Raw genomic sequence first — 16,093 nt, forward strand, 5'->3', positions numbered from 1 at the left:
GAAATATATTAAGGAGATACAGTGTGTTTCATGTCCCTCTATCCCTCCTTTCTCGTTCGACCACCTAGCTTCAAATAAGCCGTGATACATCTGCGAACTCGCCCCCCGTTCGACCACCTACCCACTAATCAACGAAGGTCGAACGAATTTTAGATGAATTTTGTAAAGAATCATTTTACATTCCAGTTCGCCCATGCTACAATATCCCCAGGTGGACGAAAACGGTGTCGTTCGGGCGCGGACAAAAGGGCGTGATACACAGGGAAACTTCCCGAATCCGTGATACGAATCTGCAACATTTCCCCCAGAAAAAGCAAAAATAATAGGTAAAATACCCATAAAATGAGTCAAAAAACGGCAAAAACCGTAACAAATAAGTTTCTAAATACGACCAAATCAGACCGTGAGGGTGGTAGAACCGTTGGTTCAGGTAAAGTAGCTACAATTATTGAGTAATTTGATATTTCATTAATATAATGATAAAACGCAACTCTAATTATGGAGTTGCGTTTTTTATCGGATAGAAATTTATCCGAAATTATCCATAAATACGCTCCTTAAGAGGTTTTCGTATTATGTTCTTCTGGATAGGTTAAACCGTATAGTATGAATCGTTATAAATGTTAATTGTAAAGTTAGACAGTAATGTATATAATATACACATCTATGCTTAACTTCAAATATACTAGTTTCTATTGTAAATAAAAAAAGGAGAAGAATAGTGTGAAAAAAATTGGAGTGCAGTTGATGAGTAAGCGCTCGACAATAGAGTGCCTATTCTATTTTAGAGATCCATGTGATAATAACTCTAAATATTGAGTTAAAGTTTTTCAAGTTTTTCAACTTGAAAAACTTTAGAAAGGAGTTGTGAAACATGGATGAAGTTACCTATGTAAAAACAAAGTTCCGTCAAGAACAATGGGAAAAACTAATTGAGGACTGTCAAAACAGTGGGCTTAAGGTTGACGACTGGTGCCAGAAAAATCATATCAGCCGTCACGCTTATTACTATTGGCTTCGTAAGATACGTAAAAAAGCATGTGAAGCTATTCTACCCGCAATACCTAAGCAAGATTCACAAGTTGAGTTTGCCAAGTTTGAAATAGAAGCACAGCAAACCAATCTTATGGCATCAGTCATTATCCATCTTCCATCTGCTACACTTGAAGTACATAATGGAGCAAGCGGGCAGACTATTGAAGCAGTGCTTCTAGCACTGAAAAATATATGCTAGGCGATATTACTGTAGCTAAGAACATCTACATTGCCTGTGGCTACACAGATATGCGTAAATCAATTGATGGACTAGCTGCAGTGGTACAAGAACAGTTCCATCTAGATCCTTTTTCAAAGAGTCTCTTTCTTTTCTGCGGTAAACGCCGGGATAGGCTCAAGGCACTCCTTTGGGAAGGAGATGGATTTGTTCTTCTTTATAAAAGATTAGAGAGCGGAAATTTCAAATGGCCTCGTAGTCAAGATGAGGTAAAACTCCTTACCTGGCAGGAATTTCGCTGGTTAATGGAGGGACTTTCTATCGACCAACCAAAGGCTATTAAGACTGTCAAACAGGGTGCTTTTTGTTAAGTGGAAAGTGACTGAAAGTATTGATTTTACTAGCCTTTTAGCTGTTTTTATGGTATAATAAACCTATCAAGTTTAGAATATATGGTAGGAGAAAAACCACTGATGAATAATAAAGATGCTTACATTGAACAGCTCGAAAATACAATAAAAAAGTTACAACTACAAGTAGATAATCTTACGGAGATGATACTAATACTTCGGAAGGAAAAGTTCGGTTCATCCAGTGAAAAAACTCCTAAGGATGATATTGAAGGACAACTACATTTGTTCAATGAGGCAGAAGCTTATTCTGATTCTCCTGATCCAGAACCTATAACCAAAGAAGTAAAGGGTTACACCCGGACTCATACAAAGACAAAGAGAGTAGAAATTATAAAAGATCTTCCTGTCCGTGAAATCCTGTGTGAGATTCCTATAGAGGATCAGTACTGTATTCAGTGTGGGAATAATCTAAAACCAATCGGTAAGGAAACGGTTCGTGAGGAGCTGGAGTACATACCTGCTAAACTACGTATTGTTCGTTATGTCCGAATGGCTTATGAATGTCCTAAGTGTAAACATACCGACAAACCCTATATAGAAAAGGCACCTACACCGACATCTTTAATGAACCATTCACTTGCATCACCAAGTTCTGTAGCCAACGTAATGTATCAGAAATACGTGAATAGCATGCCACTTTATCGCCAGGAAAAGGACTGGGAGAATCTCGGTATTGCCTTAAAACGTAGCACTATGGCTAACTGGATTATACGTTGCTCCCAAGATTATTTCTATCCTGTAATCCAGTACTTAAGGAAGAAGCTACTAGAAAGGGATATCATTCATTGCGATGAAACACCTATCCAAGTACTGAAGGAGGATGGTAAAAAACCTCAGACGAAGTCCTACATGTGGCTTTATCGCTCTGGTAATGACGGGAAAGCTCCCATCATCTTGTATGATTACAGACCAACAAGAAACGGTGATAATCCAGTCGAATACCTAAAGGGGTTCAGAGGATATCTTCATACCGATGGATACGGTGGATATAACAAGCTTGAAGTTATCCGGTGCGGTTGTTGGGCTCACCTTCGAAGGAAGTTCATAGAGGCTATTCCTGGAAAGAAGGCAAAGAATGCCCCACCTACCAATGCAGAAATCGGAAGGGACTACTGCAATAAGCTCTTCCTTATAGAGGAAAGTCTTAAGGAACTGTCCCCTGAAGTTAGATATACTAAGCGTCTTGAACTGGAACGCCCAGTCCTTGATGCCTTTTGGTGCTGGCTTGAAAACCTTACGGTATTAAATGGCTCTGCTCTAGGTAAAGCTGTAACGTATGCAAAGAATCAGAAGCCATATATGGAGAATTATCTTCTTGATGGAAGATGCTCCATTTCAAACAATACAGCAGAAAACAGCATACGTCCATTCTGTATTGGCCGTAAAAACTGGCTATTTTCAGATACACCGAAAGGAGCTGAAGCAAGTGCTGCAGTATATAGCATAGTCGAAACAGCAAAAGCAAACGGACTTAATGTATATACATATCTAGAATACTTATTATTGTATATGCCTGATACGGATTATCATAATCACCCAGAAGATCTGAAATTTTTGATGCCTTGGTCAGAGGCAGTACAAGCAGAGTGTGGTAAGTGATTATTTGAGACTGACTAATTATCATAGTCGGTCTCTTTCTTATTTACAAGGCACCCTGTTGTTAACCGCTTACGTTGATGAAAATTGTTAAATGGATTTTGATTGTTTTGATTTCAGTTATTGTACTATTTTTTATAGTACGTTTTATCGGACAGAAGATAAATGCTAGAACGCCTGAAGGTGGAATTAATGAATCAATGTATGTTGATATCAATGGAACGAAGCAATGGATTAGTATATATGGAGAAGACATAAACAATCCTGTTCTATTGTATTTGCATGGTGGACCGGGTACATCAACGAGTACTTATGACTATGCTTTCACGAGAAAATGGGCTGATGTATACACTGTTGTTACCTGGGACCAAAGAAACTGTGGTAAGAGTTATTCTGAGGAGCAAAATGATGTAGTAATAACTTATAACCTGATGATGACTGACGGTGTTGAGATGACAGAATTTATTCTAAAGTATTTAGGAAAGGATAAGCTCACGCTTCTTGGTCATTCATGGGGGACAGTATACGGGGCGAATCTTGCGCTTGAATATCCTCAGTACTATGATTGCTTTATTGGTACAGGACAGTTTGTAAATCTCCATGATAATGAGGTTACTTTCAAAGAAGCAGCAAAAACTTGGGTTGGTGATGATGAAGAAGGCAAAAAACTGATAGATCGTTTGACAATAGATGATTTTTCGCTGGATTACTTTGATGCTAGAAATACCTTAATGTCTAAATACGGATACGACATTTTCGCAGATGGAACCGATTACAATTTAGTATTGACACAGATTCTTAATCCATATTATTCGATATCGGAGTTCATTTCTTTTATGAATTCGGATTCTTCCCAATACATGAACTTTGTCAATACGGAGGAATTTGCAAAATTCTGGATAACAGATAGAAACGTATACCGGATACCATACTACAACATTAATGGGGATAAAGATTATCAGACAAATTACATATTGGCTCAGGAATACTTCGATACGGTTGAAGCTCCATTCAAAAAAATGTATATCATGAAGGATACCACGCATGGATTGCTAGAATCAAAATCAAATGAATTTTCTGAGATTTTACATGAAATATATGAAATAGAAAAAGAAAGAGACAGGTAAAATAGCTACAATTAATTCTGAACGAAACTCATACTATCATAAATTGAAAAAGCAGCTCCTGTTATAGAGTTGCTTTTTCAATTTATCTTGTAAACTGATAAATAACATTTAATATGCTGTCAGGATATACAGATTATATCTTATTATGCATTAAATCATATGGAATTTTGATTTGATAGAAGACTTGAAATAGGAAACGTAACACGAAGGCGCAGGCAAGAATTATGACTGGGCTTCGAGAAAGAATACCATTCTCCTGTGGCGACATATAATAACTATATTGCCATAAAATAAGAAATAGAATGCAAATGAAAAAAGAGATCGTGTTTGAGAAGCTTCGTAATGGTGTGTATTTATATTTACGTACTATTTGATTGAGTTGGAAATCCTTTTTATCTATGTGAATAGATAATTGAGATTCGGGATGTTTTTTTATATAATCCTTTACGACATTGCTAATAAAAATGGGCATAATATTATATATAATAAATATATACATGGGTATTAGGGCATAAGCTTTATAAAACAGATAAATAGAGATAATCAAAAGAGACAAGTTTATCATATATTTTGTTAATATCAGTGCTCTATGTACAGATACGGATCGAATCTCTTGCTTCATTGTGAATGCGGTATTAGTCATGTGATTACTCCTTTTGTGAGGACATTAATAAATTTTATTTATCATTATAGTATATTTACAGGCAGTACTCAATATCTTTTGTATGTGGACAACAATAAAGTCATTATGCAATATCCATCATAAAATGTGCGGAATTTGTTAAAATATTGCGATATATGAAAGTTTTTAAAATTTCCTTTGAAAAATACGGAAATTACGTATATAATATATACGTGTATGTTTAAGTTGCCGAAGTTTGGAAGAAAATATAGAGGAAAATGAATTATAGATGAGATGTGTAGGACCTATTGGTCTCATCTTCATATAAGAACATAAACCCTAGAAGGATGCTAATTCATGCAGAAGCATGAGGGAAAGGAGTTATAGAATATATGTTAGGTAGTGATATCGGAATTGATTTGGGAACGGCTAGTGTGTTAGTTTATATAAAGGGAAAAGGAGTCGTATTAAAAGAACCATCGGTTGTTGCATTTGACAGAGATTCGAATAAGATTAAAGCCATTGGTGAGGAAGCAAGACTGATGCTGGGAAGAACACCGGGTAATATTGTTGCTGTACGTCCGTTAAGACAGGGTGTAATTTCAGACTATACTGTAACGGAGAAGATGTTAAAGTACTTCATCCAAAAGGCAGTTGGTAAGTCAAGATTTCGTAAACCTAGAATAAGCATCTGTGTACCCAGCCAGGTAACAGAGGTAGAGAAAAAAGCAGTTGAGGATGCAACCTATGCTGCAGGTGCAAGAGAAGTGGCAATCATTGAAGAACCTATTGCTGCAGCGATTGGTGCGGGTATAGATATATCAAGACCCTGTGGTAATATGATAGTGGATATCGGTGGAGGTACTACTGATATTGCAGTTATTTCCCTAGGAGGAACTGTTGTAAGTACTTCAGTTAAGATTGCAGGTGACGACTTTGATGATGCAATAGTTCGTTATATGAGAAAGAAACACAATCTTCTGATTGGTGAAAGAACAGCAGAGGATATTAAGATAAAAATTGGATCTGCATACCGTAGACCGGAATCGGTATCTATGGAAGTAAGAGGTCGTAATTTGGTTACTGGTCTTCCTAAGACAATAGCGGTAACTTCAGAGGAGACGGAAGAGGCATTGAAAGAAACCACTTCTCAGATTGTGGAAGCGGTTCATAGTGTATTGGAGAAAACTCCTCCGGAGCTTGCTGCGGATATTGCTGACAGAGGAATCGTTCTGACCGGTGGCGGATGTCTGTTATATGGATTAGAAGAATTAATTGAAGAGAAAACAGGAATTACGACTATGACTGCAGAGGATCCGATGACGGCAGTAGCAATTGGAACTGGAAAGTTTGTTGAGTTCTTATCTGGTAAAAGAGACTAAAAATACCCATAGGAAATTGGTACCAAACCATTGATTTTTGGCATAAAATCGTTATATTTCCAGTCGAAATAGGTTGTTATAATCTGGCGAATGCGGTAAAATGTTAAGTAGATGAATCACCATATGCAAAAGAAGAGAGGTTATGTTATGGTAAGGGGTTTATACACGGCTTATACAGGAATGAAAAATGAGCAAAAAAGGCTGGATATCATTTCAAATAATCTGGCCAATGCCGCTACGGTAGGTTATAAAGAAGAAAATGTAACAAGTCAATCCTTTGATGATCTTCTAACAATAAAAATACGGGACGAATCCGAAGCATATAATGACAGACCAATTGGTAATATGACTCTGGGAGTTAAGCTTGGAGAAGTATATACCAATTATGGACAGGGATCTCTCAGGGAGACGTCCAATACCTATAATATGGCTCTTGAAGGAAAGGGATTTTTTACAGTATCCGTTACAGACAGAGCTGGAAATGAAAGTACGAAATACACACGCAATGGTTCCTTTACCATGACAAAGGATGGATATATAGTAGATTCAGATGGCAATCACCTGATGGGCGAAGCGGGTGCAATTCAAGTTCCTGTGGATGCAGCCAGTGTTGTAATTGATACGGATGGAACCATTTATGCAGATGGAGTATTAGTGGATCGTCTTAAAATTACAGACTTTGAAGATTATAATTATTTGATTAAGTCCGGTGAGACGATGTATCAGGCACTGGAGGGTGCTGTTGAAACAGAAGCATCTGCACAGGTAAGACAGGGCTTTACAGAGCAATCCAATGTTAATGTGGTAGCTGAGATGGTTGAAATGATCAGTGTGACTAGAACTTATGAGGCTAATCAAAAGGTAATTCAATCAGTTGATAAGACATTAGAGCTTGCCGCGAATAATGTAGGTAAAATATAATAACTTATGAATGGTAGCGAAAGAATTTGATTGCTGCACCTAATTATTTCGAAGCTTGATTTTGCAAACCTATCAGTATATAGGAGGATAAACATATGATAAGATCTTTATGGACGGCAGCGTCCGGTATGACAGCTCAGCAGATGAACGTGGATACCATATCAAATAACCTTGCGAATATTAATACCACAGCATATAAAAAGGAAAGTGCTGAATTTAAGTCATTGCTCTATCAGTCCATTCAGGAACAGTCCTATGATAATAATGGAGACCCGAAGCCATATGGAATTCAGGTTGGACTGGGCGTTAAGAATTCAGCGATCACATCGAAATATACACAGGGAACTCTTATTGAAACAGGTAATGATTTAGACTTTGCAATTGAAGGAAATGGTTTCTTTACAGTAAGAACAGCAGATGGAAGTACAGCCTATACCAGAGACGGTTCCTTTCAATTTTCCATTGGACCGGAAGGTTTAACACTGTCCGATTCAGAAGGTAATCCAGTACTGGATACTCAGGGAAATGCAATTGTATTAGGATTAGACTATAATGTTAGTGATATAACATTCGATGAAGTAGGAGAATTATATTACCCTAACGAACAGGGAACTGTGACATCATTGAATAAAAGAATTGGGATTGTTCAATTCAATAATCCCGCAGGTCTTCTAAAAACGTCGAATAGCCTACTGAAAGAAACCGATGCTTCCGGAACACCCAGAATGGAAGCGGAGGATGTTGCCTTGAAGCAAAGTAAAATCCGTCAACGTTATTTGGAAGGCTCCAATGTTCAGGCTGTGGATGAGATAGTGAATCTGATAGTAGCACAAAGAGCATATGAGATGAATTCCAAGATCATTACTGCTTCGGATGAGATGTTACAGCAAGCCAATAATTTAAGATAATAAAATAAGTTATGGATTATTTATTTATGCTAAAGCGAATATAGATCCATAATATTATTTAGAATATTCTTAATTCATATGTGTGCATAATGCACGCAGGAATGGAGAGAACAATGAGTATATCAATCGGTTCTAATTATTCTGTCACAGCGGCTATGGCACAATCGAAAGCGAAGACAGAGAATTTGGAAGATAAACTGAATAATAAATCAGCCAGTGATGAGGAACTTATGGAAGCATGTAAAAGCTTTGAAGCTTATATGCTTGAGCAGGTATTTAAAGGAATGGAGAAAACTGTACTCAAGGATGAAGAAGAGGATGATCCTTATCTTAATCAGTTTGGCGATATATTGTACGAGGAATATGCGAAGGCTGCTACTGAGAATGAAGGTATTGGCTTAGCAAAGATGTTATATGAATCAATGAAACGGACCTCATAAATCAGTTCAAAAAGATAGTTCCATAGAATGAGATAAAATGTCGTTTTAAATCAGTAGTAATCACTGATTTTAAAATGACATTTTCTATATTTCCGTAAAATAGAATGTAAACCATATGTGGAGGATGTAATGGCAGAAGTAGTGGAAGGATGCATTGAACATATTATATTCCGAAATGAAGAAAACGGGTATACCGTATTAGCTCTTCATGGGGAGGAAGAGATCACCTGTGTTGGTAATTTCCCCTATATTAGTGAGGGAGAATTTATTAAGGCAAACGGTAGCTACACAGAACATCCCATTTATGGACAGCAATTTTTAGTGGAAAGTTATGAAATGAATGAACCGGAAGATTTATTTTCCGTAGAAAGATATTTGGGTTCTGGGGCGATAAAAGGAATTGGCCCGGCTTTGGCCGCCCGTATCGTAAAAAAGTTTAAAGAAAATACATTTAAAATCATAGAAGAGGAGCCGGAACGTTTATCTGAGATTAAGGGTATCAGCGAACGAATGGCAAAAGATATCTATAGACAGTTTGAAGAAAAGCGTGATATGAGAAGTGCCATGTTATTTTTACAGCAGTATAATATCACCGGAAATCTTGCGGTCAAGATTTTTACCGAGTATGGACAGAAGATGTATGATATACTGAAAGTGAATCCGTACCAGCTGGCCGAAGATATTTCCGGAATAGGATTTAAAACTGCCGATGATATTGCGCGAAGGATTGGTATCGGACCCGACTCAGACTATCGGATTAAAGCGGGTATTCTCTATACCTTATTACAGGCTAGTTCGGACGGACACGTCTATTTACCGGAGATGGAACTAATCAATCGATCCAAAGCATTACTGATTGCGGATGAAGAACCTATTCAAAGACAGCTTATGGCCCTGGCGATTGAGAAAAAAATAATGATTAAGGATACACCCCAGGAGCGTTATATTTATTCTTCTGTCTTTTATTATATGGAGCTTAATATCGCAAGAATGCTACATGATTTAAATATTCGATATGATATAAAGCAGGAACTGGTGCTGAACCGTATTAAGACTGTGGAAGAGCAATTCCATATTGAATTGGAGCAGCAACAAAGAACAGCGGTAGCGGAAGCTGCTGGAAATGGGCTTTTAATAATAACAGGAGGACCAGGGACCGGTAAGACAACTACTATAAATACAATTATCAAGTTCTTTGAAGCAGAGGGCATGGAGATACTTTTAGCCGCCCCAACGGGAAGAGCCGCTAAGAGAATGACCGAGACTACGGGGTATGAAGCAAAGACCATACATCGTCTGTTAGAGCTCACCAAGCTTTCAGAGGACCAGGAAAACAAATATTCCTTTGAACGGAATGAGATGAACCCTTTAGAGACAGATGTCCTTATCATTGATGAGATGTCCATGGTGGATATTAATCTGATGCATGCACTACTGAAAGCAGTTTCAATAGGAACCCGAGTCATTCTGGTTGGAGACGTTAATCAACTACCAAGTGTAGGTCCGGGAAACATTCTAAAGGATATAATAGAGTCCCATTGCTTTAATGTGGTAATGCTTAATAAGATATTTCGGCAATCCGCCGGAAGTGATATCATTGTAAATGCTCATAAGATAAATGCTGGAGAACAGATTTCTCTGGATAACAAGAGTAAGGATTTCTTCTTTCTGAAACGAGAAGAAGCCAATGTAATAGCAGCAGTTATGATTAATCTGATAAAAAATAAACTACCTAATTATGTAAATGCAACTCCATATGATATTCAGGTTCTTACTCCGATGAGAAAGGGAGAGCTTGGGGTGGAACGACTAAATCAAATTCTCCAACAGGCCCTTAATCCGCCTGGTAAGGAGAAAATTGAGAAGGAATATCATGAGACGATTTATCGCGAAGGTGATAAGGTTATGCAGGTAAAGAATAATTATCAGATTACCTGGGAGATAAAAAGTAAGTATGGAATAACTACACAATCGGGTACCGGGGTATTTAACGGGGATGCTGGAATTATAAGAGAGATCAATCTGTTTTCGGAGCATTTGATTGTGGAGTTTGATGATAATCGTTTGGTTGATTATTCCTTTAGCCAATTAGATGAATTAGAACTGGCATATGCGGTAACAATTCATAAATCACAGGGAAGTGAGTACCCGGCAGTCATTCTTCCAATATTGGATGGTCCGAGATTGTTATTCAATCGAAATCTTTTGTATACTGCGGTTACCAGAGCGAAAAACTGTGTTACAATTGTAGGAAGTGACACAATGCTTCAATTTATGATTGATAATAAGAATGAGCAAAACCGATATTCAGGGCTATGTGAACGTATTAAGGAATTAGTTTGAATTAACTAGTGCATTTTCAGATAAAATAGGATATAATTAGTATAAGAGAAAATATGTCATCAAATCATGGAGGAAAATAACATTGGCTGAGACTACATTAGTAATTATGGCTGCAGGCATGGGTAGCCGGTTTGGTGGGATTAAACAATTAGAGCCAGTTGGTCCTAGTGGCGAGATAATCATGGACTATTCCATTTACGACGCGATAAAAGCAGGTTTTAATAAAGTAGTATTTATTATTCGGAAAGACTTAGAGAAAGATTTTAAAGAAGTGATTGGAAACCGTATTGAGAAGTTAATTCGTGTAGAGTATGTCTTCCAGGAGCTCGATGACCTGCCGGAGGGCTTTGTAAATCCAAAGGATAGAACCAAACCCTGGGGAACTGGACAAGCTGTGCTATGCTGTAAGGACGTTGTAAAAGGCCCCTTTGCAGTAATTAATGCAGATGATTACTATGGAAAAGAAGCATTTCATATTGTCTTCAATTTCTTGAATGATAATACCTATCAAGGCAATCAATACTGCATGGCAGGTTTTATTCTTGGTAACACACTTAGTGAAAACGGTGCAGTGACACGTGGTGTATGTAAAGCAGATGAGAATGGTAAACTGGTAGACATAGCGGAGACCTCAGGTATTGTTCAGAGAGGAAATGCTGCAGTTGCAGCCGGTAGTTCTGGAGAAGAGATTAATATAGATATTAATAGTATAGTTTCCATGAATATGTGGGGATTTAAGCCAGGACTTTTTGTTGAGTTAGAGAAGAGATTTGTGACCTTCTTATCTAATATTGGAGATAATGAACTGAAAAAGGAATATCTGCTTCCTACAGTTGTAGGAGAATTGATCAAGGAGAATAAAGCAGAAGTTATTGTGCTAAAATCCAAGGATCGATGGTTTGGTGTAACTTACAAAGAAGATAAGGATAGTGTTGTGAATTCTATACGTGATCTAATTAATCAAGGTGTTTATCCGGAAAAGCTTTTCTGATAAGCAGAGTAGGAGTATTATTTGTTACAAGCAATTCTTGATATGATTTACCCGGTTTGTTGTCCTGTTTGTTCAAAGATAGTAATACCGAAAGGAGAACGAATTTGTCCGTCCTGTAGGGAAAAATTGCAATATATAAAGGAACCGAGATGTAAAAAATGCAGCAAACCAATAGAAATTGAAGAAAAAGAACTGTGCGGTGACTGTGAGCATAAAAAGTTTCATTTTGAAAAGGGATATGCTGTATGGGTTTATGATGAGACAATGAAGCGTTCGATTGCGAACTTTAAATATCATAACAAGAAAGAATACGCAAAGTTCTATATTGATGAAATCGTTCGACTGTATGGTTCAGTAATAAAAAAATTATCCGTGGATGCAATTGTTCCTGTACCGCTTCATCCCAGTAAATATCGGGAGAGGGGATATAATCAGGCTGATATTTTAGCGAAGGGTATTGGTAAAAAGTTAGAGCTTCCTGTAATATCAAAGCTTCTGCTTCGTACGAAGAAAACTTTGCCACAAAAAAAGTTAAGTGACAAGGAAAGATTTCGTAATTTACAGGAGGCATTTCAATATAATGAGAAAGTCACGGATGCTTATCAAGGTAAGCTGACTAAAGTATTACTGGTAGATGATATTTATACAACCGGAAGTACAATAGAGGCTTGTTCGAAGCAATTGCTGACCAATGGAGTAAAAGAAGTATATTTTATCATTTTATGCATAGGAAAAGGTTTTTAGGAGGGAAGAACATGGAAGTAAGAAACTGTAAAAGCTGTGGAAGACTGTTCAATTATTTATCTGGAACACCGATTTGTCCTAGTTGTGCACATAAGCTTGATTTAAAATTTGAGGAAGTAAAAGAATATGTCTATGATCATCCGGGTGTAGGAATGCAGGAAGTATCTGAGGTGATGGAAGTTCCTATTCCGCAGATTAAGCAATGGATTCGAGAAGAGAGACTTTCTTTTGCAGAAGATTCCATGATCGGTTTAGAGTGTGAACGATGTGGAGTTACTATAAAAACAGGTCGCTACTGCAAAGAATGTAAGGATAAACTGGCAAAGGGCTTAAATGAATTATATCCTGAGGAAAAACCTGTGATTCAAAGGAAAAAAGAGACTAGAGAAAAAGAGAGAATGAGATTTATTGATCCAAGCTCGATTAGAAATAACTTATAGTATTCGCTCAATATATGTGATTCATATAATCTCAAAAAACAAGGGTGCTATCCGGGGTATAACGAAAGTTGCGTGATGCTGCTTTTGTTATACCATGGACAGCACCCTTATACTGTATAATGTTGGTATATAGTAGGATATTAGGTTTACTTTAATCGAATACCGTCTTCTTTTATTACTATGGAGCCATCTTTATATAATTTACCGATAGCTCTTTTAAAAGCATTTTTACTCATTCTAAATTCATTCTTTATTTCTTCGGGATCTGAATTATCCTGATATGGTAAGAAGCCTCCGGAAGCTTTTAATTTTGTCATAATAGTCTCGGCATCAGCGTCCATCTGAAGATAAGATTTCTGACGTGTGCTCAGGGTTAACTTCCCGTCATCACGAACATGGATTACTCTAGCCTGAATGGTATCACCAACCTTTATGGGGTTGAATACTTCATTCCTAGGAAGCATAGCAGAATATTTATGATCTACTGCTACAAATAAACCAAAGGATTCAATATCTTCGTATACGATTCCTTCAACTATATCGTCTTTTTTGTAAGGAGATTGTGTAGAAAGTAACGGGTACACTTTCATTGATGCACATAATCGATCACTTTTATCTACGTATAGAGTGACGAGTACAGAATCTCCTTCTTGTACTTTTGCTGTTTGTTCCTTATAAGGAAGAAAAAGGTCCTTCAATAATCCCCAGTCTAAAAAAGCACCGATCTTACTTACCTCTTTAACAGGAAGTACGGCCAGTTCACCAATCGTTACTGGTACTTTTGCAGTTGTAGCGATGATTCTGTCTTCCGAATCCTTATATATGAATACCTCTATTTTATCACCGACGCAGGTGCCTTCCGGTGCCTCCTTAATAGGAAGTAATATGGTCTGCTTTGTCGTAGAGTTGGTTTCCGCAAGATAAAAGCCAAAATCTGTCTTCTTCACTGCCTCTAGTATCTGGTATTTTCCTAATTCTATCATGTATAGTTCCTCCGTTTAATAAAATCTTATATGGATTCGCCCTGGAATTCGACGATTGCATAAGGTTTTTCGTCGGCATCAGCCAGAACAACCGTAATACAGTTGTCACTAGTGAAGGTCATAGGTAGAATCGCATCTCCCATTACGGCTTGCCTCCGATACTCTGCTCGCATCGACCGAACAGAAAAAGAATCTGGAATAAATTCTTGCGCCATCTTAATGTATTGCCCATTATTAACATGATTATACGAATCGATATTTGAATTAACGATGGTTATTTGTGGATTTTTAACCAATGCGTCAGGAATACTGATTTTTCGGTTAGCGTATTCCATTGGATATGCTGGTTCGATTGGATATGAAGTATCGTATGGGACTTTGACTGGTTTACCTGTTACAGTATCCAGATAGACCCATATAGAATTCGCAACAGCAAGAGGATTGTCTTGCGAATCCTTCATGATGAAGTTTCGATACCCATAGAAACCTTTAAAATCATAAGCCCATGTTCCTATTGTAATATTTTCCCCCAAATGAGCTGGCTTACGTATTTCCAACTGCCAGCTGTTTAATAACCATACGCGATTATGTTCCTGTAGGTAGGATAAACCTCGATTAAGATCTTCGGATTGAAACGTGCTGCAATCCTGAAAATAATTTATTATGGCGTAGGCATCAAGCTCGCCTTTTTGGTGATTTAATTCGCTATATCTTATTCTGCTGTTAAAGCTGTACATTTTGCATTCGACCTTCCCTATAACATCTCTTTCGTTGCATTGATTCATTATATCATTAAACAACCAAATACAATAGCTTTTTTTGGAAGATATATTCCTGTAGTTTGAATACATTTACAAAAAAGCTGGAATTATTATAACATATTTGTTATAATAGGCTTGTTTGAAAGGGAGGTATTATGAATTGGACTCGATAGAGTATTATAATAAGAATTCAGCAGAGTATTTCGACCACACAATAGATATTGATATGCAGGAGCTATGGGACTCTTTCACCGAGTATTTGCCAGAAGGGGGCAGTATACTTGATTTGGGATGCGGTTCTGGTAGAGACAGCTCATATTTTATTTCAAAGGGATTTGATGTGACTGCAATGGATGCATCCGAAGAGATGTGCGATCTGGCCAGTATACATATCGGACAGGATGTACTCAACCTCTCCTTTACTGAGATGGATTTCGATCAGGTTTTTGATGGAGTATGGGCGAATGCTTCCTTATTGCATGTGCCCAGTAATGAAATAGAAGATATTTTTATAAAGGTTATTAATAGCTTAAAAGTGAATGGAATTCTGTATATGTCCTTTCGCTATGGGGATTTTGAAGGCGAGCGGGATTATAGATATTTTAAGGATTACAGAACAAGAGATTTAAAAGAATTAATTGCTGCACATAAGAACCTGGAACTGATTGAAATCAAAAAGACTGAAGATTTCAGAAATGATAAGGATTATCAATGGATTTATGCGTTGGTACGCAGAATAGAGACGGAGCAATAATATCCAGAAGGTGGTTTGACTTAATCAACTATATGGGTAAAATGTTAGTTCATTATATGATTACCGGATTGAATAATTAATATAAAAATATGACAATGATAATAATAGAATCATTGTCATATTTTTAATCAATAAATTATAAACCAAGTAACTAAATTCTCAAGTCAATATTCTGGCCAAGATGTGGAGTAACAGATTGTTCCATCATTTTGATTAAGCCTTGTCCTGCCTGTTCAATAGTATCGAGATTTTTAGAAAGAACAGCGATGCCGACAGTAACACTATTAACAGGTTGATTTGTCGATACAGGTAGTGATGAGATTCCCATGGTTTACTCCTTTCTCACATCCTGAGATGTAACGATTGATTGATCAAATACAGATAAATTGATAACTATATACAAATTATAACACATATTGAGTACATGTAAATAAAATAATTCTCATGTAAAAAGA

General features: G+C 37.1%; 16 protein-coding genes. 13 read left to right on the forward strand and 3 right to left on the reverse strand.

Annotation, left to right across the window (positions count from 1 at the left end):
- Positions 1 to 874 precede the first annotated feature (874 nt).
- The 12 genes from tnpA to H0486_RS01455 all read left to right on the forward strand — a co-directional run bounded on the left by tnpA (position 875) and on the right by H0486_RS01455 (position 13,140).
- Positions 875 to 1,234, forward strand: a complete 360-nt coding sequence (gene tnpA / locus H0486_RS01400) for an IS66 family insertion sequence element accessory protein TnpA (RefSeq protein ID WP_228351322.1) — start codon at positions 875 to 877, stop codon at positions 1,232 to 1,234.
- On the forward strand, positions 1,228 to 1,584 hold the full coding sequence (gene tnpB / locus H0486_RS01405; protein ID WP_228351323.1) for an IS66 family insertion sequence element accessory protein TnpB: 357 nt from the start codon (positions 1,228 to 1,230) through the stop codon (positions 1,582 to 1,584). The genes tnpA and tnpB overlap by 7 nt, the downstream gene beginning before the upstream one ends.
- Before the next feature lie 102 nt (positions 1,585 to 1,686).
- Complete coding sequence (gene tnpC / locus H0486_RS01410) at positions 1,687 to 3,225, forward strand: IS66 family transposase (RefSeq protein WP_228351324.1); 1,539 nt, start codon at positions 1,687 to 1,689, stop codon at positions 3,223 to 3,225.
- Between the two features lie 107 nt (positions 3,226 to 3,332).
- Positions 3,333 to 4,349, forward strand: a complete 1,017-nt coding sequence (locus tag H0486_RS01415) for an alpha/beta hydrolase (RefSeq protein WP_228351325.1) — start codon at positions 3,333 to 3,335, stop codon at positions 4,347 to 4,349.
- A gap of 1,014 nt (positions 4,350 to 5,363) precedes the next feature.
- Positions 5,364 to 6,353: a rod shape-determining protein gene (gene mreB, locus H0486_RS01420; RefSeq protein ID WP_228351326.1), complete on the forward strand. Its 990-nt coding sequence runs from the start codon at positions 5,364 to 5,366 to the stop codon at positions 6,351 to 6,353.
- A 147-nt stretch (positions 6,354 to 6,500) separates the two neighbouring features.
- Positions 6,501 to 7,274: a flagellar hook-basal body protein gene (locus tag H0486_RS01425; RefSeq protein WP_228351327.1), complete on the forward strand. Its 774-nt coding sequence runs from the start codon at positions 6,501 to 6,503 to the stop codon at positions 7,272 to 7,274.
- Positions 7,275 to 7,369: 95 nt separating this feature from the next.
- Entirely contained in the window at positions 7,370 to 8,182 is an 813-nt protein-coding gene (gene flgG, locus H0486_RS01430; RefSeq protein WP_228351328.1) for a flagellar basal-body rod protein FlgG, read from the forward strand.
- 113 nt (positions 8,183 to 8,295) lie between these two features.
- Entirely contained in the window at positions 8,296 to 8,622 is a 327-nt protein-coding gene (locus H0486_RS01435) for a rod-binding protein (RefSeq protein ID WP_228351329.1), read from the forward strand.
- A 129-nt stretch (positions 8,623 to 8,751) separates the two neighbouring features.
- Complete coding sequence (recD2, locus tag H0486_RS01440; protein WP_228351330.1) at positions 8,752 to 10,965, forward strand: SF1B family DNA helicase RecD2; 2,214 nt, start codon at positions 8,752 to 8,754, stop codon at positions 10,963 to 10,965.
- Between the two features lie 82 nt (positions 10,966 to 11,047).
- Entirely contained in the window at positions 11,048 to 11,956 is a 909-nt protein-coding gene (locus H0486_RS01445) for a nucleotidyltransferase family protein (RefSeq protein WP_228351331.1), read from the forward strand.
- A gap of 21 nt (positions 11,957 to 11,977) precedes the next feature.
- Positions 11,978 to 12,700: a ComF family protein gene (locus tag H0486_RS01450; RefSeq protein ID WP_228351332.1), complete on the forward strand. Its 723-nt coding sequence runs from the start codon at positions 11,978 to 11,980 to the stop codon at positions 12,698 to 12,700.
- Between the two features lie 11 nt (positions 12,701 to 12,711).
- Positions 12,712 to 13,140, forward strand: coding sequence for a flagellar protein (locus H0486_RS01455; RefSeq protein ID WP_228351333.1), 429 nt, complete (start codon positions 12,712 to 12,714; stop codon positions 13,138 to 13,140).
- A gap of 146 nt (positions 13,141 to 13,286) precedes the next feature.
- Here the strand turns inward: H0486_RS01455 and H0486_RS01460 are convergent, their stop codons facing one another.
- Together H0486_RS01460 and H0486_RS01465 are read right to left on the reverse strand one after the other, a co-directional pair.
- Positions 13,287 to 14,123: a CvfB family protein gene (locus H0486_RS01460; RefSeq protein WP_228351334.1), complete on the reverse strand. Its 837-nt coding sequence runs from the start codon at positions 14,121 to 14,123 to the stop codon at positions 13,287 to 13,289.
- Positions 14,124 to 14,149: 26 nt separating this feature from the next.
- The gene (locus H0486_RS01465; protein ID WP_228351335.1) at positions 14,150 to 14,860 is read right to left on the reverse strand and encodes an acyl-[acyl-carrier-protein] thioesterase; all 711 of its coding nucleotides are present in this window, start codon (positions 14,858 to 14,860) and stop codon (positions 14,150 to 14,152) included.
- A 184-nt stretch (positions 14,861 to 15,044) separates the two neighbouring features.
- Here H0486_RS01465 and H0486_RS01470 point away from each other — a divergent pair, with 184 nt between their 5' ends.
- Positions 15,045 to 15,638, forward strand: coding sequence for a class I SAM-dependent methyltransferase (locus tag H0486_RS01470; protein WP_228351336.1), 594 nt, complete (start codon positions 15,045 to 15,047; stop codon positions 15,636 to 15,638).
- A 151-nt stretch (positions 15,639 to 15,789) separates the two neighbouring features.
- Here H0486_RS01470 and H0486_RS01475 read toward each other — a convergent pair whose 3' ends face one another.
- The gene (locus H0486_RS01475; RefSeq protein ID WP_228351337.1) at positions 15,790 to 15,966 is read right to left on the reverse strand and encodes a YjfB family protein; all 177 of its coding nucleotides are present in this window, start codon (positions 15,964 to 15,966) and stop codon (positions 15,790 to 15,792) included.
- Between the last annotated feature and the right edge of the window lie 127 nt (positions 15,967 to 16,093).

Source organism: Variimorphobacter saccharofermentans, from assembly GCF_014174405.1.
In the GTDB taxonomy this organism is placed as follows: Bacteria; Bacillota; Clostridia; order Lachnospirales; family Lachnospiraceae; genus Mobilitalea; species Mobilitalea saccharofermentans.

Excerpts from the sequence above, each read along its gene's own strand:
- tnpA (WP_228351322.1), top strand. The coding sequence starts at position 875 with ATGGATGAAGTTACCTATGTAAAAACAAAGTTCCGTCAAGAACAATGG.
- tnpB (WP_228351323.1), top strand. The coding sequence starts at position 1,228 with ATGCTAGGCGATATTACTGTAGCTAAGAACATCTACATTGCCTGTGGC.
- tnpC (WP_228351324.1), top strand. The coding sequence starts at position 1,687 with ATGAATAATAAAGATGCTTACATTGAACAGCTCGAAAATACAATAAAA.
- mreB (WP_228351326.1), top strand. The coding sequence starts at position 5,364 with ATGTTAGGTAGTGATATCGGAATTGATTTGGGAACGGCTAGTGTGTTA.
- H0486_RS01425 (WP_228351327.1), top strand. The coding sequence starts at position 6,501 with ATGGTAAGGGGTTTATACACGGCTTATACAGGAATGAAAAATGAGCAA.
- flgG (WP_228351328.1), top strand. The coding sequence starts at position 7,370 with ATGATAAGATCTTTATGGACGGCAGCGTCCGGTATGACAGCTCAGCAG.
- H0486_RS01435 (WP_228351329.1), top strand. The coding sequence starts at position 8,296 with ATGAGTATATCAATCGGTTCTAATTATTCTGTCACAGCGGCTATGGCA.
- recD2 (WP_228351330.1), top strand. The coding sequence starts at position 8,752 with ATGGCAGAAGTAGTGGAAGGATGCATTGAACATATTATATTCCGAAAT.
- H0486_RS01455 (WP_228351333.1), top strand. The coding sequence starts at position 12,712 with ATGGAAGTAAGAAACTGTAAAAGCTGTGGAAGACTGTTCAATTATTTA.
- H0486_RS01460 (WP_228351334.1), bottom strand. The coding sequence starts at position 14,123 with ATGATAGAATTAGGAAAATACCAGATACTAGAGGCAGTGAAGAAGACA.
- H0486_RS01465 (WP_228351335.1), bottom strand. The coding sequence starts at position 14,860 with ATGTACAGCTTTAACAGCAGAATAAGATATAGCGAATTAAATCACCAA.
- H0486_RS01475 (WP_228351337.1), bottom strand. The coding sequence starts at position 15,966 with ATGGGAATCTCATCACTACCTGTATCGACAAATCAACCTGTTAATAGT.